Origin of the sequence: Marinovum sp. (assembly GCF_048263515.1) — a bacterium.
Lineage (GTDB): Bacteria > Pseudomonadota > Alphaproteobacteria > Rhodobacterales > Rhodobacteraceae > Marinovum.
Window position 1 is genome coordinate 76,781 of sequence record NZ_JBLXEC010000004.1, and the last position, 19,087, is coordinate 95,867.

Here is a 19,087-nt window from a genome sequence, read left to right on the forward strand (position 1 = left end):
CCTCGGGCCTATTGGGAGGAGTGGCCTTTGGTCCTGGCATCCCGGCCGCAAAGGGAGGAGAGCGGCGGGAATTCTGTGCTCTTTGCCGACATCATGCATCTGGCATGGCGGCGGGCCGTGGCCCTGAAACTGGCCCCCATTTTTATTCGGGGGGGGAAGAACGGCGGCGCGGGAGGATGCGCCGCCGTCTTTCACCACCAACGCTCCTGAATGGGAGGAGACGAAGCGTTGGCTGTACAGGACCTCGGGCCTATTGGGAGGAGTGGCCTTTGGTCCTGGCATCCCGGCCGCAAAGGGAGGAGAGCGGCGGGAATTCTGTTCTCTTTGCCGGCATCATGCCTCTGGCATGGCGACGGGCCGTGGCCCTGAAACTGGCCCCCATTTCTTTTCGGGGGGAGAAGAACGGCGGCGCGGGAGGATGCGCCGCCGTCTTTTCATCACCAGCGCTCCTGAATGGGAGGAGACGAAGCGCCGGTTGTCGCGAACCTCGGGCCTATTGGGAGGAGGAGCCCTTGGTTCTGGTATTCCCGGCCGCAATGGGAGGAGAACGGCGGGAATTCTGCTGGGCCAATGGGCCCGGTGTAAAAGGCGGCGACATCAGGGAGGAGGAGAGATGTCGCCGCTGAGACACAGAAGACTCAGGGAGGAGGAGAGAGCCTTCTGATCCGGTTGTCAGTTGTAAGCTGCGTGATAGGCCACGCGGCGGATTTCGCTGCGGCTCAGGCCGAGGTCGGCGAGCTCGCGGTTAGAGAGGCCTTGCAACTCGTTGAACGTTTCCCGATACACGCGGTATTGGGCGTAACGTGCGGTGAGGGACTTCAGCGCAGCCTGAAAGCGCTTGGCCAGTCCGGCCTGAACGGGGGTGTTCGTGGTGATGTCTGCCATGGCGTTGAGCCTTTTTTGTCGTCGGTGTCTGTGCGTTTCGTTGACATCAATGTAGTCGAATGCTGCGTGTGCACAATCCCGACTGCCGTCAATGCTGCTATGCAGCAATTGCATGTGTCATCGCTTAGACGCGAGTTAACTCTACGACAAAGGTCGTAAATTACTCGCATAGGTTGAATTTCACGGGTTTGTGAGGGGATACGCGGAACTCTAACCCAAATTTGTGCAGGAAAATCATGGAAGATCTCATCCGAAAAGAGCTGGCAAAGTTCGAATTGCCCGGTGGCGGCGACCTGATCTCGCGCGATTTGATTCGTGCCCTGAGCATCGAGGACGGTCTTGTCCGCTACGTGATCGAGGCGCCTTCGGCCGACATGGCCCGGCAGATGGAGCCGCTGCGCGCCGCGACCGAGCGGGCGGTGGCCGCGCTGCCCGGCGTGCGCGAGGTGCGCGCAGTGCTGACCGCGCATGAGGCCAAGGCGCCGCCGAGCCTCAAGGTCGGCGGTCATCCCAAGCCTCAGGCGGGCCCGATGAAACCGGCCGGCGTCCAGCGCATCATCGCCATCGGCTCCGGCAAGGGCGGTGTGGGCAAATCCACCGTCTCGTCCAACCTCGCCGTGGCGCTGGCGCGCGCAGGCAAGAGGGTCGGTCTGCTGGATGCCGATATATACGGTCCGTCGCAGCCGCGGATGATGGGGGTGTCGCAGCGCCCGGCCAGCCCCGACGGCAAGACCATCGAGCCGCTGCGCGCCCATGGCGTCACCCTGATGTCGATCGGTCTGATGGTCGATCCGGCCAAGGCGGTGGTCTGGCGCGGCCCGATGCTGATGGGCGCGCTGCAGCAGATGCTGGGACAGGTGAACTGGGGCGAACTCGATGTGCTGCTGGTCGACCTGCCGCCTGGCACCGGTGACGTGCAGCTGACGCTCTGTCAGAAATCGGAGCTGTCCGGAGCGATCGTCGTCTCGACCCCGCAGGACGTGGCGCTGATCGATGCGCGCAAGGCGATCGACATGTTCAACACGCTGAAGACGCCGATCCTCGGGATGATCGAGAACATGTCGCTGTTTCATTGCCCGAATTGCGGCTTCGAGGCGCATATCTTCGGTCACGGCGGCGTGGCGAGCGAGGCCGAGGGGCTGGGGGTGCCCTTGCTGGCGCAGCTGCCGATTGATCTGGATACAAGGCTTGCCGGCGATGCCGGGACGCCGGTGGCCGTGGGCGAGGGTGCGATGAGCGAGGCCTATGCGCAATTGGCCCAGGGCATGATCCGGGGTGGGTTGGTGTGAGGTGACCGTTTCCGGGTGGCGGGCTCTCTGGCTGGCCGGGTGTGGCGTATTTGGAAAGAGAAGAAGACCCGGGGGGCACCTGGAGAGGCTAGCGGAGGCTCTCCAGGGGTTGGAAGATCGGGCCGTCGGCGCTGCGGGTGTAATGGGCGCGCAGCGCGAAGACCTCTTCCAGGCGGTCAGGGGTGAGGACCTGGGCGGGGGGGCCGTCGGCCACGGCGCGGCCGTGGTTCATCATGACCAGACGCGAGCAGTGGCGGGCGGCGAGGCCCAGATCGTGCAGCGAGACGACGACGGCCTTGCCCTCGGCGGCGATGCGGCCGAAGACCTCCATCGTGGTGATCTGTGCCGCCGGATCAAGCCCGGCGATTGGCTCGTCGGCCATCAGGAGCGGCGTCTCCTGCGCCAGCGCGCGGGCGATCAGCACCCGGGCCTGTTCGCCGCCTGACAGGTGATTGGCGGGGCGGATGCGGAAGGCTTCCAGCTTCATCCGGCGAATGGCGCGGTCGACGGCGGCGCGGTCCTCTGGCCGCAGCTTGCCGCCACGCGGCAGCCAGGGGGTGCGGCCGAGCGCGATCACCGCCTCGACGTCGATGCCCCAGGCGATCTCGCGGACCTGGGGGATCCAGGCGGCCTGGCGGGCGCGGGTGCCGGCGGGCAGGCTGGCGATGGAGCTGCGGCCGTCGTGCGGCAACAGGCCCAGCGCGGCGCGCAGCAGCGAGGTCTTGCCGGCGCCGTTGGGGCCGATCAGGCCGACGCATTCACCGGGGGCCACGCGCAGGGAAACCCGGTCGACCACCGTGGTGGCGCCGCGGCGGACGGTGAGATCGGAGAGCTCGAGAAGGGCGGTCATGCGAACTCCTTCCGGGTCTTGTAGATCAGGTGCAGGAAGAGCGGCGCGCCGATCAGCGCCATGACCACGCCGAGCTTGAGATCGCGGTCGGGCAGGATCAGCCGCACCGCGATATCCGCCGCCAGCACCAGCGCCGCGCCGCCGAAGGCCGAGGCAAAGAGCAGGCGCGAGGGGCGGGCGCCCACCAGGGGCCGCAGGATATGCGGCACCACGAGACCGACAAAGCCGATGGCGCCGGCCACGGCGGTGGCGGCCCCGACGACGCAGGCCGTGGCCAGCACCAGCGTCAGCCGCAGGCGGGTCAGCCCTATGCCAAGCGCCTGGGCGGCGTCTTCGCCCAGCGTCAGCGCATCCAGGCCGCGGCCCAGGGTCGCCAGCAGCAGCCAGCCCAGCAGCGACAGGGGCAGCGCCAGCCAGACATGGGTCATCGAGCGGTCGGCCAAAGAGCCCATCATCCAGAAGACAATCTCGGAGGTGGCAAAGGGGTTGGGCGAGAGGTTCAGCACCAGTGACAACAGCGCGCTGGCCAGCGCCGAGATGGCAATGCCGGCGAGGATCAGCGTCAGCGAGGCGCCGCGCGGGCCGGCCAGCGTCAATAGCAGCAGCACGCCGATCAGCGCGGTGCCGAGGGCCGTCAGCGGCAGGGCGAGGGTGAAGGCGGCCGCGAGGCCGGTCTGCAGGGCGATCACCGCGCCAAGGGCGGCTGAGGCCGAGACGCCGATCAGCCCCGGCTCGGCCAGCGGGTTGCGCAGGTAGCCCTGCATGGCCGCGCCGGCCATGCCGAGAGAGGCGCCGACAATCACCGCCAGGAGCGCGCGGGGCAGGCGGATTTCGCGCATCACCAGGGTCATCGGCGTGCCGTCGTCGAGGATCAGCGCCGAAAGGCTGTCCCAGGCGCCCACCGGCGCCGGGCCGATCAGCAGCGAGGCGACGAAAAGGGCAAAGACCGCGAGGGCCAGCAGGGTCATCAAGCGGGTCATTGGCGCTCCAGGCTTTGGCGCAGCGGCACCAGGCTCTCGATGGCGCGCAGCACATGCGGGGTGCCGCAGACCCAGTCGGCATCGGTGAGCGCCGCGCCCTGGGCCTCGGCGCGCAGGGCGCGGACCACCGGGTGATCCATGATCGCCTCGGCGCGGCTGGTGCCGGGATAGCTCTGGCCGGTGATCACCGCCTCGGGAGCGGCGAGCGCGAGGATTTCCAGCGGCAGCTTGCCGCCTTGCTCATAGCCCGCCTCCAGCGCGATGTTGTCGAAGCCGGCGGCGGTGAGGATCTCATGCGCCAGCGAGGCGCGGCCAGATGTGAAGCCGTTGGCATAATAAAGCGCGGCGCGCGGGCGGCGGATGACCTCGGCCTGCAGGGCAGCGAGGCGGCTGTCGAAATCGGCGACCATGGCCTGGGCCGCTGCGTCCCGCCCCAGCGCCGCGCCCATGTCGAGAAGCGACTGGCGCACGCCCGCCATGGACGAGACGATATCGAAGGTCACCACAGGAATGCCGAGGTTCTGCAGCGCCTCGACCGAGGCCCGCGCGGTATAGCGCCCGGCCAGCACCAGGTCTGGCTGCATAAGGTAAATCTCTTCGGCGCGGCCATGGTTGATGACGTAGTCCTGTGCCTCGTCCGCCATGGACGAGGCGCGCCGGTCGAGGGCCACGAAGGAGACCGAATGCAACTGGTCGGGGGCGGCCAGCAGCATGGCAAGCTGGTCGGTGCAGAGGTTGATCGACACCACCCTGCGCGGCGCCTCCTGCGCCTCGGCCGCCGCACCGATCAGCGCGGCGGCGAGCAGGAGGGCCTTACAGCGACGCACGGACCCCGAAATACGCAGCGCGGTCCGACGTGCCGTAGCCCGGCGCGCTCTGGTATTCCTCGTCAAAGATGTTCTCGATCCGCAGATAGACCTCGGCATCCTCCATGATCTCATAGGTCAGGGTGGAATTCACCACGCCGTAATCGTCGAGCCCCTCGGCCCGGTTGCCGGCCCAGAGCCCGGTGACGTTGAACGAGGCCTTCTGGCCCAGATCGCCCGAGAGCGACAGCGCCGCCTGCTGTCCCGGCACCCGCGACGACCAGCTCGAACTGTCGAGAGCGGCGTCGGAGAAGCTGTCGGTCCAGGTGTAGGAGCCTTCGATGCTCAGGCCGTCGCGGATCTCGGCGCCGAAGGCCAGTTCCAGGCCCTGGCGGGTCGAAGTGCCGGGCGCCTGGACATAGCCGAAGGTGGTGAAGGAATAGTCGATGATGTCCTCGGCCTCGACATGAAAGGCGGTGGCGCGGACAAAGGCAGTCTCGCCATAGCGCTTCTCGACGCCGAGATCGAAGCTCTTGGAGGTCTCGGGGTCGAGATCGGGATTGCCTGCGAAGCCGTCATAGAGCTCGTAGCCCGACGGCGCGCGGAAGCCGGTGGCGGCATTGGCGCGCAGGATCAGGTCGTCCATCGGGCGATAGACGGCCGAGAGACGGCCAGTGGTATGGCCGCCGAACTCGGAATGCACGTCGTGGCGCAGTGCGGCCGAGAGGTTCCACTGGGCGCCGGGGGCCCAGGTCAGTTCGGCAAAGGTGCCGTTGACGGTGGTGTCATGGCTCTGCCCGTCGACAAAGAGACCGAAGACCGAGTGATCGAGCGCCAGGGCGGTGTCGAATTCCTCGGTGGTCTGGTCGGCGCCAAAGACCAGCCGTGCGGAAGACCCGAGGTCGACGCCGCCCTGATAGCGATATTCCATCCGCGTGCCGGTATAGTCGAAGCGGTCGTCGGAGACGCCGCCAAAGCTGGCCGAAGTGCCGGTCAGGGTGCGGTCGATGCGGTACCAGCTGGCCGAGACTGAGTGATCGACCATGGCGGTGACGAAATCGAAGCCGATGCGCGCGCCGTTCTGTTTCTTGACCGTCAGCTCGTCGGGCGAGCCGTCAAAGACCGCGCCCCCGGCGGATTCGTCGTAGTCGTACTGCGACTCCTCGTCGAAGAAGGACAGGTGCATCACCAGGTCGGGCGAACCCAGCTCGTAGCGGCCGGAAAAGCTCAGCCGGGTTGCGTCGAACCCGTCGGCCTCGTCATTGCCGTCGTTCTCGTCAGCGGCGGAATAGCCTTCCGAGGTCGCATGGGCAAAGGTCAGGGCGCTGTCGAAGCCTTCGCCGCGGGTGGTGAAGGTCACCGAGTTGCGCAGGGTCTCGTAGCTGCCGACCTCGGAGGCGATCTGAACGCCGAAGCCGTCCTTGTGGGCCTTCTTGCTGGTGATGTTGATCACGCCGCCAAGCGCCTCGGAGCCGTAGATCGCCGATTGCGCGCCGCGCAGGATCTCGATGCGCGAAATGTCGGTGGTCATCAGCCCGCCGAAATCAAAGGCGACCTGGGTGCCCGAGGGATCGGAGACGTCGATGCCGTCGACCCGCACCTGAATGTTGTTCTGGCCGACGCCGCGGATCGACACGCCGGCGGCGGTGCCGAGCGGACCGTTGGCGCGCACGCTCACGCCGGGCTGGCGGGCGAGGAAGTCGATCACCCGGGTTTCGCCGCTGGCTTCGAGCTCTTCTTCGGTGATCACGGCGGCGGAAACGCCGGTTTCATCCTCGGCCGCGGCCTCGAGCCCGGCCGACAGGATCAGCACGCCAAGGTCAAAGGCGTCGTCCTGGGCCAGGGCCTGGGTTGCGCAAAGCGCCGAAAGCGCGGCGCTGGTCATCAAGGTGGAGCGGGTCATCATCTATCCCTCAAGGGCCGTTTCCGGCCGGTTTGTATTGTCGGAGGGAGCCTGCGCCCACCGTTTCAGTGAAGTCACCGCGACGGGGTTACCGTTATCCATGCGCGCCCCGCGCCGGATAGGGTGATCTCCTGGCAGGTCTCCTGACTTGCGGGTCGTCGCATGCACCGGGCCTTCCCGCGACCGTTCCGGTCACAGTGGCCTTTTCCGGGGATGCTCGCCGCTCACAGTTGCGGGGGCAGTCGCGGGTTTGCACCGCGTTCCCTTTTCACGGACCCCTTGCGAGGCCCGAACCAAGACAGGTTTCCTGTAATTGCGCGATTTGCCTGTGGCAAGCCGCCATTTGTCCGGGCCGCCGCGGCATTTCCCGGCGCGGCAGGACGGCCACGGGTGGGACGACTTGGGAATTCGGGCCTCGGACGGGAATTCACGGGACTTACGGGAAATCATGGGACGGAGGGGAAATCATGGGCTAGCCCCGGGGCAGGGGGGATCCAGATTCGACGCGTGACTGCCGAATCCGCTCTCGATTCCGTGATTCGTATGTGATTCACTATCCGAGGGCCGCGCATTCGGCGCCGCGGAGACCGCTGCCAAATGGGAAACTGAGGGCGAATTGCGGCGAGATTGAAAATGTTCCGGGATTTCGTGGGAAAAAAGCCACAGCGCGTCAATCACTACATATGGTATAGGCAAATTCCTGCTGCCGCTAGAAATTCCAAAATGGGCGCCAAAATACCCCCAATATCTTGTTTTCCACAGGGGGTGTGAACAAGATCATGTGGATCATTCCCAATTTTGCCTGTTGATTTCCATAAATTCCCATGGCATCCCTTGTACCACGATGAGGGACGGAGACAGGGGCAGCAAACGACCCCGCAACCAACTCCGAACAAAAGCAAAAACAGGTTTCATACAGGCATCCGCCTTTCATCGTGAACAAAGAGATCCGGCGCGCGGGCGAGCAGACATCCCCCCAGGTGGCGCGCGCAGCTGGACATCCCGCACAGCGGGACACGCGGCGGGTTGATCAGTGGCAGCAGATCAACCCGCCGTTTTTACATTCAACAACCTGGGAATTCGCGGGGGCGCGAGGCAAAGGACGGCAGGACAGTGAGCCGCAGGTTCAGAGGCGAAAGCCACCACAAGGTGGATACGAAGGGCAGGGTGTCTATCCCGGCCTCGTTTCGCCGTGTGCTGGAAGCATCTGACCCGAACTGGAACCCCGGTGAAAACCCCGAGCTGGTGATCGTCTACGGTGATCACCGCCGCAATTACCTCGAATGCTATACGATGGAGGCGATCGAAGAGGTCGACGCCAAGATCGATGCCCTGCCGCGCGGCTCGATGCAGCGCAAGATGCTGCAGCGGCTGTTCCACGGCCAGTCCTATCCCACAAACGTCGACGAGACCGGCCGCCTCGTGCTGCCGGCCAAGCTGCGCGAAAAGATCGGTCTCGAGAAAGAGGCCTTCTTCATCGCCGCCGGCGACACCTTTCAAATCTGGCACCCGGAAACCTACGAGAAGGAAGAGCTGGCCAAGACCGAGGAGTGGCTCGACGAGCTGCCCGAGGATTTTGACCCGCTGTCCTTCCTCGATGGTCCGGCGGAGGGGGTGTAATCCATGGCCGCCGCTGCTGTCACACCCCCCGCGGCCCCACATATCCCCGTTCTGATCCGCCCGCTGATCGCGGAGGTCTCGCCGGTGGCGGGGACCTGGATCGACGGCACCTTCGGGGCAGGGGGCTACACCCGCGCCCTGCTTGACGCCGGCGCTGACGAAGTCGTGGCGATCGACCGCGATCCGTTGGCCTTCGAATTGGCCGCCGACTGGATGCGCGATTATGGCGACCGCATCCGCCCCGAGCAGACGGTGTTTTCCAAGATGGACGAGGTCGCCAGCCAGGTCGACGGCGTGGTGCTCGATCTCGGCGTCTCGTCGATGCAGCTCGACCGCGCCGAACGCGGCTTTTCCTTCATGAAGGACGGCCCGCTCGACATGCGGATGAGCCAGGACGGCCCCAGCGCCGCCGAGCTGGTCAATACCGCGACCGAGCAGCAGCTGGCCGAGATCCTCTTTGTCTTCGGCGAAGAGCGCGCCTCGCGCCGGATCGCTAAGAACATCGTGCGCGCCCGCGAAGAGGCGCCCTTCGAGACCACGCTGCAACTGGCCAGCGTGATCGAACGCTCCCTGCCGCGCTCCAAGCCCGGTCAGAGCCATCCCGCCACACGCTCCTTCCAGGCGCTGCGAATCGCGGTGAACGACGAATATACCGAGCTTTTCGAGGGGCTTATGGCAGCCGAGCGGGTGCTGCGGCCCGGCGGTCTTCTGGCGGTGGTGACCTTTCATTCCATCGAGGACCGGATGGTGAAACGCTTCCTTCAGGCCCGTGCCGGCCATTCCGGCAACTTCAATCGCTACGCACCGCAGGTCGATGCCGTGCCGGCCCAGTTCGAGATCGTCACCCGCAAGGCCGCCGGCCCCGACAAGCAGGAACTGGCCGAGAACCCGCGCTCGCGCTCGGCCCGGCTGCGCGTCGCGCGCCGCACCGAGGTGCCCGCCGGCGAGATCGACGCCAAGGCCATCGCCATGCCGCAACTCAAGGGGACAAGGTAAATGCGGTCCATTCTTTACATCATGACAGCGCTGACGGTGATCGGGCTGGCCTTCTGGGCCTACCACGAGAACTACAAGACGCAGGAAGCGATTGAAAAAACGGCGAAACTCCAGCGCGAGATCGGCGCCGCCCGTATCCGGCTCTCGGTGCTGCGGGCGGAATGGGCCTATCTCAACCGCCCCGACCGGCTGCGCGACCTGGCCGAGCTGAACTTTGACCGGCTGGGCCTTTTGCCGCTGCGTCCGCGGCACTTCGGCAATGTCGACCAAGTGGCCTTTCCGATGACCGACTTCGATGATTTCGAGCCGATCACCAATTCCGTCGTCACCTCCTCGCAAGGCGCAGACCAAGAGCAAGAACCATGATCCGCACGCCCCTTCGCCCGCTGGCCCGCATCCTCGACGCCCGTCAGAAGGGCGAGAACCCCGATGCCATCGAACGCGAGAACCTGCGGCTCAGGCATGAAGAGATGCGCGACCGCCTGCGCCTGCGCGCCGAACAGCGGCTCTTGCTGTTGGGCATCATGTATTTCTGCGCCTTCCTGGTGATTGCCGTCCGCATGGGCGGTCTGGCCGCATCAGAGGCGACCGAGCCGCGCGCCGCCACCAACGGCGCCTCGATCGTCGGCCAGCGCGCCGATATCGTCGACCGCAAGGGCCGGATCCTCGCGACCAACATGGAGGTGCACAGCCTCTACGCCCACCCGCATCAGATGATCGACCCGCTGCGCGCCGCCGAGGAACTGGGCAAGATCTTCCCCGAACTCGACGTCGCCGACCTCAAGAAGCGCTTCACCTCTGGTCGCAAATTCATGTGGATTCGCAAGAAGTTGAGCCCCGAGCAGAAGCAGGCGGTGCATGACATCGGCGAGCCCGGCTTGCTGTTCGGCCCGCGCGAGATGCGGCTCTATCCCAATGGTGCGGTCGCGGCGCATGTGCTGGGCGGCTACGGCTTTGGCCGCGAAGGCGTGCATTCCGCCGAGGTGCTGGGCACCGCCGGCATCGAGAAGTTCCACGACGAGATGCTGCGCGATCCCGCCCGCGAGGGCGCGCCGCTCGAGCTGTCCATCGACCTCACCCTGCAGGCGGCGGCCGAGAAGGTGCTCTATGGCGGCATGAAGATCATGGGCGCCAAGGGCGCCACCGCCATCCTGATGGACGCCCACAACGGCGAGATCCTGGCGCTTGCCAGCCTGCCGGACTTCGACCCCAACGACCGGCCTTTGCCGGCGCTTGGCGATGACCCCTCGATCAGCCCGCTCTTCAACCGCGCGGTGCAGGGGGTCTACGAGCTGGGCTCGACCTTCAAGATCTTTGCCGCGGCACAGGCGATGGACCTCGGCCTCGTCAACCCCGGCACCATGGTCGACATTCGCGGCCCGCTGACCTGGGGCAAGCACCGCATCCGCGATTTCCACAACTATGGCAGGGAGTTGTCGGTCACCAAGGTGATCGTCAAATCCTCGAACATCGGCACCGCGCGGCTGGCACAGATGATCGGCGCGCCGCGCCAGCAGGCTTTCCTCGAAAAGCTCGGGTTCTTCGATGTGACCCCGGTCGAACTGCAGGAGGCCAAGCGCGCCAAGCCGCTTTTGCCGCCGAACTGGTCCGAGCTCTCAACCATGACAATCTCTTACGGACACGGTCTCTCGGCCTCGCCGCTGCACCTGGCCACGGCCTATTCGGTAGTCGCCAACGGCGGCCGCATGGTCCAGCCGACGCTGATGCGCCAGTCCGGGCCCAAGCTGGGCGAGCGGGTGATGTCGGAACGCGCCGCTGCGGCCTCGCGTGCGATGCTGCGGCTGGTGGTCAGCCACAAGGAAGGCACGGCGAGCTTTGGCGACGTTCAGGGCTATGCGGTGGGCGGCAAGACCGGCACCGCCGACAAGCCCAAGCCCAAGGGCGGCTATTACAAGGACAAGGTGATCGCCACCTTTGCCTCGATCTTCCCGATCCACGACCCGAAATATGTGCTGGTCGTCACCCTCGACGAGCCCGAGATCCATGCCGCCGGCGAACTGCGCCGCACTGCCGGCTGGACCGCGGTTCCGGTGGCCGCCGAGATGATCGAGCGCCTCGCGCCGCTGCTGGGCCTCAGACCCACGATTGAACCCGAGACGCTGGCTGGTATAACGCTCACCAGTCAGTGACGGGGACCCGCATGAGCCAGAAGAAAACGCTTGCCGACCTGGGCCTCAGCGCCCGGGGCGGCGCCGATGCCGAGATCACCGGCATCACGGTCGACAGCCGCGAGGTGCAGGAGGGTTATCTCTTTGCCGCGCTGCCGGGCGCCCGGGTGCATGGGGCAGAATTCATCCAATATGCCCTGCGCATGGGCGCCGGCGCGGTGCTCACCGATGCCGAAGGTGCGCGGATTGCCGCCGATGTGCTGGACGCCAGCCACGCTGCGCTGATCGTCGCCGAAGACCCGCGCCAGGTGCTGGCCTATACCGCCGCGCTCTGGTTCGGAGGCCAGCCCGAGATCGTCGTCGCGGTGACCGGAACCAACGGCAAGACCTCGGTCTCGACCTTCTGCCGGCAGATCTGGATGGCGCTCGACCTGCCGGCCGTCAACCTTGGCACCACCGGCGTCGAAGGCGCGTGGGAGGCTCCGCTTGCCCATACCACGCCCGAGCCGGTGACCTTGCACCGCACGCTTGCCGCGGCGGCGGAAAACAGCATCACCCACGCCGCGATGGAGGCCTCGTCGCACGGTCTGGCCCAGCGCCGGCTTGACGGCGTGCACCTGCAGGCCGCGGGGTTCACCAATTTCACCCAGGATCACCTGGATTATCACCACACCTTCGAGGCCTATTTCGAGGCCAAGGCCGGGCTCTTCCTGCGGGTGCTGCCAGAGGATGGCACCGCCGTGCTCAACATGGACGACCCCAAGGTTGCCGATCTCGAGCCGGTCTGCGCCGCCCGCGGCCAGTCGGTGCTGACCGTCGGCAAGCGCCAGGGCTGCGACCTGCGGCTGATGGCCCAGCGCTTCGACGCCACCGGCCAGGACCTGCGCTTCGAGTGGCTGGGGCAGGCGCATCAAACCCGCCTCAAGCTGATCGGCGGCTTCCAGGCCGCCAATGTGCTGCTCGCCGCCGGTCTGGTCATCGCGGCGGGCGAGGCCCCGGCAAGGGTCTTCGAAGCGCTGAGCGAGCTCGGCACCGTGCGCGGCCGCATGCAGCTGGCCGCGACCCGCGCCAACGGCGCGGCGGCCTTTGTCGATTATGCCCACACGCCCGACGCGGTGAAGACCGCGCTCTCGGCGCTGCGCCCGCATGTCATGGGCCGGTTGATCGCCATCGTTGGCGCCGGCGGCGACCGTGACACCGCCAAGCGCCCGCTGATGGGGCAGGCCGCACGCGAGAACGCCGATATCGTCATCGTCACCGACGACAACCCCCGCTCGGAGGATCCCGCCACCATCCGCGCCGCGGTGCTTCAGGGCGCCGGGCCAGAGGCCCTCGAGGTGGGCGACCGCGCAGAGGCGATCCTGCGCGGCGTCGACATGCTGGAGCCGGGCGATGCGCTCTTGATCTGCGGCAAGGGACACGAAAGCGGCCAGGTGGTGGGCGACACAACCTATCCCTTCGATGATGTCGAGCAGGCCAGCGTCGCGGTCTCGGCGCTTGACGGGGTCAACCCATGAGCCTCTGGACAGCGGCCGAGGCCGCAGCGGCCACCGGCGGGCAGGCGACGCAGGCGTGGCAGGCCGAGGGCGTCTCGATCGACACCCGCACCCTGCGGCCCGGCGATCTCTTTGTCGCGCTGAAAGCCGCGCGCGACGGTCATGACTTCGTGGCCCAGGCGCTGGAGAAAGGCGCCGCAGCTGCGCTGGTCACCCATGTGCCCGAGGGTGTCGCCCCGGACGCCCCGCTGCTGATCGTCGACGACATCATGGCCGCGCTCGAGGCCCTGGGCCGCGCCGGCCGCGCCCGCACGGCGGCAAGGGTCGTGGCGGTCACCGGCTCGGTCGGCAAGACCTCGACCAAGGAAATGCTGCGCGAGACGCTCTCGGCCTTTGGCCGCACCCATGCCTCGGTGGCGAGCTACAACAACCATTGGGGCGTGCCGCTGACATTGGCGCGGATGCCCGCCGACACCGAATTCGCGGTGATCGAGATCGGCATGAACCACCCCGGCGAGATCGCGCCCCTGTCGCGCATCGCGCGCCCGCATGTGGCGATGATCACCACCGTCGCCCCGGCGCATCTCGAGGCCTTTGGCCGGATCGAGGGCATCGCCGAGGAAAAGGCCAGCATCCTCGCCGGGCTCGAACCCGGCGGCAGCGCGGTCTTCAACGCCGAGATCGAAACCGCCGGCATCCTGCGCGAGGCCGCCCGCTCTGCCGAGGCCAGCTACATCGGCTTTGGCGAGGTTGCCGGAGCGCAGTATCGCTTGACCGGGGTCGAGATGGCGCATGGCGTCACCGTGGCCCATGCCCGCGTGCGCCACGAGGACCTGCACTACAAGATCGCGGCCACCGGCCGGCACTTCGCGATGAACGGCCTCGGCGTGCTTGCCGTGGCCGACGCGCTCTCGCTCGACGCGGCACTGGCCGCCGCCGCGCTCTCCCGCTGGGCGCCGGTCAAGGGCAGGGGCGAACGCCAGCGCATCGCGCTCGACATCGCCGATCCCTCCAAGGCGCTCGAGATCATCGACGACAGCTACAACGCCAACCCGGCCTCGATGGAGGCCTCGCTCACGGTGCTGGCCGCCACGCCCGCCGGCGACCGCGGCCGCCGCATCGCCTGTCTTGGCGACATGGCCGAGCTGGGCGAGACCGCGCCGGACCTGCATGCGGCGCTGGCGCGGCTGCCGGCGATGGAAGAGATCGACCGGGTGCACTGCGTCGGCCCGCTCAGCAAGCATCTCTGGCAGGCGCTGCCCGCCGACCGGCGCGGCAAGTGGCAGCCGAACGTCGGCGACATCGTCAAGGATGTGCGCCGCGACCTGCGCGCCGGCGATGTCCTGCTGATCAAGGGGTCGAATTCCATCGGGCTCTCGGCTCTGGTTGACGCGATCCGCAAAATGGGCCATGGCGACCCACAATAAGTGGTAGGGAAGGGGCATCATATGCTCTACTGGTTGACTGCACTGTCCGATGGCGGGGATTTCTTCAATCTTTTCCGCTACATCACCTTTCGGGCGGGCGGGGCCTTCATGACGGCGCTGATCTTCGGCTTCATGTTCGGCAAGCCGCTGATCAACGTGCTGCGTCGCAGCCAGGGCAAGGGCCAGCCGATCCGCGACGACGGCCCCGAGGGCCATGTCGCCAAGGCCGGCACGCCCACCATGGGCGGGCTGCTGATCCTTAGCGCGCTCTTGACCTCGACGCTGCTCTGGGCGCGGCTCGACAACCCCTATGTGCTGATGGTGCTTTTCGTCACCTTCGCCTTCGGCATTATCGGCTTTGCCGATGATTACGCCAAGGTCTCCAAGCAGAACACCGCCGGCGTGCCCGGCCGGGTGCGGCTGCTGCTGGGCTTCCTGATCGCCGGTATCGCGGCCTATTGGGCGGCGGTCTATCACCCAGAAGGGCTGCAGTTCCGGCTCGCCATGCCGGTGCTCAAGGACACGCTGCTGAACCTCGGCTGGCTCTACCTGCCATTTGCCATGTTCGTGGTAGTGGGCGCGGCCAATGCGGTGAACCTCACCGACGGGCTCGACGGGCTGGCGATCATGCCGGTGATGATCGCAGCCGGCACGCTGGGCGTGATCGCCTATGCGGTGGGCCGGGTCGACTTCACCGAGTACCTCGACGTGCACTACGTGCCCGGCACCGGCGAGATCCTGATCTTTACCGCCGGTCTCTTCGGCGGCGGCCTTGGCTTCCTGTGGTACAACGCGCCGCCGGCGGCGGTCTTCATGGGCGACACCGGCAGCCTCGCGCTCGGCGGTGCCCTCGGCGCCATCGCGGTGGCCACCAAGCACGAGATCGTGCTCGGCATCGTCGGCGGTCTCTTCGTGGTCGAGGCGCTTTCGGTGATCATCCAGGTGCTGTACTTCAAGCGCACCGGCAAGCGTGTCTTCCTGATGGCGCCGATCCACCACCACTACGAGAAGAAGGGCTGGGCCGAGCCGACCATCGTGATCCGCTTCTGGATCATCTCGCTGATCCTCGCCATCATCGGTCTCGCCACGTTGAAGGTGCGCTGACGGCGCCCCCACGCCTCGACTCGTCCCTTCCTCTTGCTGCAAATACCGCGGGGGTCCGGGGGCTGGTTCCCGGTCCGCCCCGTGACGAAGGAACCAACGCCATGATCCCTGTCCCCGGCTTCGAGAACACCCGCGTCGCCATTCTTGGCCTGGGCCGTTCCGGTCTCTCCGCCGCCCGTGCCTTGCGCGAGGGCGGCGCCATTCCGGTCTGCTGGGACGACAACCCGCAGGCCCGGGAACGCGCCGAGGACGAGGGCTTCGAGGTCACCGACCCGACCCGCGCCGGCGTCTTCGACGACATCGCCACGCTGATCGTCTCGCCCGGCATCCCGCATCTCTACCCGACACCCAACCCGGTGGTGGCCGCGGCACAGGCGGCGGGCGTACCGGTCGACAATGACATCGGGTTGTTCTTTCGCGCGCTGGCGCATGGCGGCTGGAACGACTTCGACAGCCCGCCGCGGGTGGTGGCGGTGACCGGCTCGAACGGCAAATCCACCACCTCGGCGCTGATCCACCACATCCTTCAGGCCTCGGGCCGCGAGGCGCAGCTGGCCGGCAATATCGGCCGCGGCGTGCTGGATATCGACCCGCCGGGCGATGGCGGCGTGGTGGTGCTGGAGCTGTCGTCCTACCAGACCGAGCTGGCCCGGGCGCTGACCCCCGACGTGGCGGTCTTCACCAACCTCAGCCCCGATCACCTCGATCGTCACGGCGGCATGGGCGGTTATTTCGCCGCCAAGCGCCGGCTCTTTGCCGAAGGCGGGCCGGACCGGGCGGTGGTGGGCGTCGACGAACCGGAGGGGCGTTTCCTCGCCGGTCAACTCAGCGAAGGGCCGGGCGACGACCGGGTGATCCGCATATCGGTGGCGGGCAAGCTGACCGGGCCGGGCTGGCACGTCTTTGCCCGCAAGGGATTCCTGTCGGAATACCGCAAGGGCCGCCAGGCCGGAGCGATCGACCTGCGCGAGATCAAGGGGCTGCCGGGCGCGCACAACCACCAGAACGCCTGCGCCGCCTATGCCGCCTGTCGCACCCTCGGGCTTGCCCCTCGGGTGATCGAACAGGCCTTCCACAGCTTTGCCGGGCTGCCGCACCGCTCGCAACTGATCGGCGAGGCCGGCGGCGTGGCCTATGTCAACGACAGCAAGGCCACCAATGTCGACAGCGCCGCCAAGGCGCTGGCAGCGTTCAGCCGGATCCGCTGGATCTGCGGCGGGTTGCAGAAGGAGGGCGGGCTTGCCGGTCTTGGCGAGGGTCTGGCCAATGTGACCAAGGCCTATGTCATCGGCCGTGAGGCGGCGGGCTTTGCGCTGGGGCTCTCGGGCGTCGAGGCCGAGGTCTGCACCGACATGTCGACCGCGGTCGAGCGCGCCATGGCCGAGGCGCAGCCGGGCGAGACCGTGCTGCTGGCCCCGGCGGCCGCGAGTTTCGACCAGTACGACAATTTCGAGCAGCGCGGGGTGGATTTCACCCAGAATGTTCTGGCGAGATTGCCTGGCCTCTAGGGAGGGTGGGGGCTCTGCCCCCGTCGCCCGAGGGCGACTCCCCCGAGGGTTTTTGGAGCAAGAGGAAAGACTGAAGGGCGGCTCAGGCGTGGATCGAGTGGCGCAGGCGGTCGAGGTGGCCGTTGCGCAGCGCGTCGATGTGGATCACGCCGGGTTGCACGGGGATTTCCGGCAGGTCGAGGATGCGGGCGATGGCGTAGCGGTGCTCGCCGCCGCCACGGCGCAGGGCGCGGCCGTTGCGGTCGATATGCACGAAGATGCCGCCGTGTTCGCGGCGGAAGTAGCCCGGTACTTCCGAGCGGGGGCGCAACCGGCGGCTCTGGCTGACCTCGTCGTAGAGCCGGTCGACGCCGGCGTAGCGGCGCTTGAGATCCGCGAGATTGCGGCAGCCATCGGATTGGCCGTGTTTCTCGATGTTGCGCAGGTGGCGCTCGTAGACGCCGGTCTCTTCCCAGGGCAGCCCGTCGACGAAGTGCAGTCGGCAGGCGAGGTGCTTGAAGGATTCCTCCAGCGGCCGGATCGAGAGGTCCCAGTCGCCGCCGCGCACCAACCCGCTGTGGCGGCGGCGGAAGGCCGGGGCGCCGTTCTTCGGGTCGGGGAAATAGGCGGCGTGCACATCCTTGAGCGGCACGAAGAGCGCCTCGTCGGACAGGGGCGCCTTGTCGCGGAAGCGCAGCCGGTTGAGGATGTCGCGGGCGAATTTCTGCGGCACCTTGGCTTCGAGGGCGCGCAGGAAATTGCCGGGCTTCAGAGGCGGGTAGTCGTTCAGAGCCATCCGGCACTCCGTTGTCTGTGACGGCGTCTGTAACGGATATGTGGCCGTTGTGTAAATATTCCAGTGGTCAGGCGCGGGCCCCGGCGGCAATGGCGGTGCCCGCGGCATGGCCAGAGGCCCAGGCCCATTGGAAGTTGTAGCCGCCGAGCCACCCGGTGACATCCACCGCTTCGCCGATCGCATAAAGGCCAGGCAGCGCCTTGGCCTGCATGTCGCGGGAATTCAGACCGGCGGTGTCGATGCCGCCCAGGGTGACCTCGGCGGTGCGGTAGCCTTCGGAGCCTGTGGGTTTGTGCCGCCAATCGGAGAGCGCATCACAAATCGCGCGCAGGCGGGCGTCGGACTGGTCGGCGAGATTGCCGGTGAGCCGCAGCGGGCCTGCCAGGTGTTCGACCAGACGGGCTGGCAGGTGACGGGCCAGCGCGGTGGTGAGGTTGACGCGACCGGCCTCTTGCCGGGCGGCGCGCAGGTCCTCGTAGAGGGTGGCGGGGGCGAGGCGCAGGGCGATCTCGTCGCCTTCGCGCCAGAACGACGAGATCTGCAGGATCGCAGGGCCCGAGAGGCCGCGGTGGGTGAACAGCAGCGCCTCGTCGAAGCTGGTGCCATTGGCGCTGGTGGTGGCGGGCAGCGAGACGCCGGAGAGGGCGGCAAAGCGCTGGTCCGAGAAGGTCAGCGGCACCAGCGCAGGGCGGGTCTCGGTCACCGAGAGGCCGAATTGCCGGGCGATGTCATAGGCCAGGCCCGTGGCGCCCATCTTGGGGATCGACTTGCCGCCGGTGGCGAGCACGAGGTTCTGCGCAGTGACGGGGATGCGGCGGCCCTCGCGGTCGAGGATCACCGAAAAGCGGCTGCCGTCGTGGCTGACGCCGACAACGCTGGTTCCGAGCCAGAGATCGGCCCCGGCGGCGCGTAGCTCCCGCACCAGCATCTCGACGATCTGGGCGGATTTGCCGTCGCAGAACAGCTGGCCCAGGGTCTTTTCATGCCAGGCAATGCCGTGGCGGTCGACCAGCTCGATGAAATCCCACTGGGTGTAGCGCTTGAGCGCGGATTTGCAGAAATGCGGGTTCTGCGACAGGAAATTTCCCGGGCCGGCGTGCAGGTTGGTGAAGTTGCAGCGGCCGCCGCCGGAGATGCGGATTTTCTCGCCCGGCGCCTTGGCGTGGTCGATGACCAGCGTGCCGGGGCCGGCCTGCGCGGCGCACATCATGCCGGCAGCGCCGGCGCCGAGGATGAGGGTGGTGACGTCCATGCCCCGAGCGGTGCCCCGAAATGCCGGCAAGCACAAGGGGCAGGGCCCGGCTGCCGACGCGGCAGGG

General features: G+C 67.1%; 16 protein-coding genes and 1 riboswitch. Of the genes, 9 read left to right on the forward strand and 7 right to left on the reverse strand.

Annotation, left to right across the window (positions count from 1 at the left end):
- Positions 1-672: 672 nt before the first annotated feature.
- Entirely contained in the window at positions 673-885 is a 213-nt protein-coding gene (locus tag ACN0SE_RS05740) for a DUF1127 domain-containing protein (RefSeq protein WP_417523542.1), read from the reverse strand.
- Between the two features lie 236 nt (positions 886-1,121).
- Here ACN0SE_RS05740 and ACN0SE_RS05745 point away from each other — a divergent pair, with 236 nt between their 5' ends.
- The gene (locus tag ACN0SE_RS05745) at positions 1,122-2,174 is read left to right on the forward strand and encodes a P-loop NTPase (RefSeq protein ID WP_417523543.1); all 1,053 of its coding nucleotides are present in this window, start codon (positions 1,122-1,124) and stop codon (positions 2,172-2,174) included.
- An 88-nt stretch (positions 2,175-2,262) separates the two neighbouring features.
- On the opposite strand, the gene ACN0SE_RS05750 is transcribed toward ACN0SE_RS05745, so the two are convergent.
- From ACN0SE_RS05750 to ACN0SE_RS05765, 4 genes are read right to left on the reverse strand one after another with little or no spacing between them, the layout of a single operon-like run.
- Complete coding sequence (locus ACN0SE_RS05750) at positions 2,263-3,024, reverse strand: ABC transporter ATP-binding protein (RefSeq protein ID WP_417523544.1); 762 nt, start codon at positions 3,022-3,024, stop codon at positions 2,263-2,265.
- Positions 3,021-4,004, reverse strand: a complete 984-nt coding sequence (locus tag ACN0SE_RS05755; protein ID WP_417523545.1) for a FecCD family ABC transporter permease — start codon at positions 4,002-4,004, stop codon at positions 3,021-3,023. Before ACN0SE_RS05755 ends, ACN0SE_RS05750 begins: the two co-directional genes overlap by 4 nt.
- The gene (locus ACN0SE_RS05760) at positions 4,001-4,831 is read right to left on the reverse strand and encodes an ABC transporter substrate-binding protein (protein ID WP_417523546.1); all 831 of its coding nucleotides are present in this window, start codon (positions 4,829-4,831) and stop codon (positions 4,001-4,003) included. Before ACN0SE_RS05760 ends, ACN0SE_RS05755 begins: the two co-directional genes overlap by 4 nt.
- A complete protein-coding gene (locus ACN0SE_RS05765) occupies positions 4,818-6,713 on the reverse strand; it encodes a TonB-dependent receptor plug domain-containing protein (RefSeq protein ID WP_417523547.1) in 1,896 nt (631 codons plus the stop codon). Before ACN0SE_RS05765 ends, ACN0SE_RS05760 begins: the two co-directional genes overlap by 14 nt.
- Positions 6,714-6,828: 115 nt before the next feature.
- Positions 6,829-7,026: riboswitch (cobalamin riboswitch) on the reverse strand.
- Between the two features lie 800 nt (positions 7,027-7,826).
- Between ACN0SE_RS05765 and mraZ the strand changes: the two genes are divergently transcribed.
- The 8 genes from mraZ to murD all read left to right on the forward strand — a co-directional run bounded on the left by mraZ (position 7,827) and on the right by murD (position 16,993).
- Complete coding sequence (gene mraZ / locus ACN0SE_RS05770) at positions 7,827-8,333, forward strand: division/cell wall cluster transcriptional repressor MraZ (RefSeq protein WP_417523548.1); 507 nt, start codon at positions 7,827-7,829, stop codon at positions 8,331-8,333.
- 3 nt (positions 8,334-8,336) lie between these two features.
- Positions 8,337-9,329 (forward strand): 16S rRNA (cytosine(1402)-N(4))-methyltransferase RsmH, encoded by a 993-nt coding sequence (rsmH, locus tag ACN0SE_RS05775; RefSeq protein WP_417523549.1) that lies wholly within the window; start codon positions 8,337-8,339, stop codon positions 9,327-9,329.
- Complete coding sequence (gene ftsL, locus ACN0SE_RS05780) at positions 9,330-9,695, forward strand: cell division protein FtsL (protein ID WP_417523550.1); 366 nt, start codon at positions 9,330-9,332, stop codon at positions 9,693-9,695. It begins immediately after the preceding gene.
- On the forward strand, positions 9,692-11,479 hold the full coding sequence (locus tag ACN0SE_RS05785) for a peptidoglycan D,D-transpeptidase FtsI family protein (protein ID WP_417523551.1): 1,788 nt from the start codon (positions 9,692-9,694) through the stop codon (positions 11,477-11,479). The genes ftsL and ACN0SE_RS05785 overlap by 4 nt, the downstream gene beginning before the upstream one ends.
- Before the next feature lie 11 nt (positions 11,480-11,490).
- Positions 11,491-12,975: a UDP-N-acetylmuramoyl-L-alanyl-D-glutamate--2,6-diaminopimelate ligase gene (locus tag ACN0SE_RS05790; RefSeq protein WP_417523552.1), complete on the forward strand. Its 1,485-nt coding sequence runs from the start codon at positions 11,491-11,493 to the stop codon at positions 12,973-12,975.
- The gene (locus ACN0SE_RS05795; RefSeq protein ID WP_417523553.1) at positions 12,972-14,381 is read left to right on the forward strand and encodes a UDP-N-acetylmuramoyl-tripeptide--D-alanyl-D-alanine ligase; all 1,410 of its coding nucleotides are present in this window, start codon (positions 12,972-12,974) and stop codon (positions 14,379-14,381) included. The genes ACN0SE_RS05790 and ACN0SE_RS05795 overlap by 4 nt, the downstream gene beginning before the upstream one ends.
- 21 nt (positions 14,382-14,402) lie before the next feature.
- The gene (gene mraY / locus ACN0SE_RS05800; RefSeq protein WP_417523554.1) at positions 14,403-15,485 is read left to right on the forward strand and encodes a phospho-N-acetylmuramoyl-pentapeptide-transferase; all 1,083 of its coding nucleotides are present in this window, start codon (positions 14,403-14,405) and stop codon (positions 15,483-15,485) included.
- Between the two features lie 101 nt (positions 15,486-15,586).
- On the forward strand, positions 15,587-16,993 hold the full coding sequence (gene murD / locus ACN0SE_RS05805) for a UDP-N-acetylmuramoyl-L-alanine--D-glutamate ligase (RefSeq protein WP_417523555.1): 1,407 nt from the start codon (positions 15,587-15,589) through the stop codon (positions 16,991-16,993).
- Between the two features lie 82 nt (positions 16,994-17,075).
- On the opposite strand, the gene ACN0SE_RS05810 is transcribed toward murD, so the two are convergent.
- Both ACN0SE_RS05810 and ACN0SE_RS05815 read right to left on the reverse strand, forming a co-directional pair.
- Complete coding sequence (locus ACN0SE_RS05810) at positions 17,076-17,768, reverse strand: hypothetical protein (protein ID WP_417523556.1); 693 nt, start codon at positions 17,766-17,768, stop codon at positions 17,076-17,078.
- A gap of 67 nt (positions 17,769-17,835) precedes the next feature.
- Positions 17,836-19,020 carry an NAD(P)/FAD-dependent oxidoreductase gene (locus tag ACN0SE_RS05815; protein ID WP_417523557.1) on the reverse strand — a complete coding sequence of 395 codons (1,185 nt, stop codon included), beginning with the start codon at positions 19,018-19,020 and terminating at the stop codon, positions 17,836-17,838.
- Positions 19,021-19,087 lie beyond the last annotated feature (67 nt).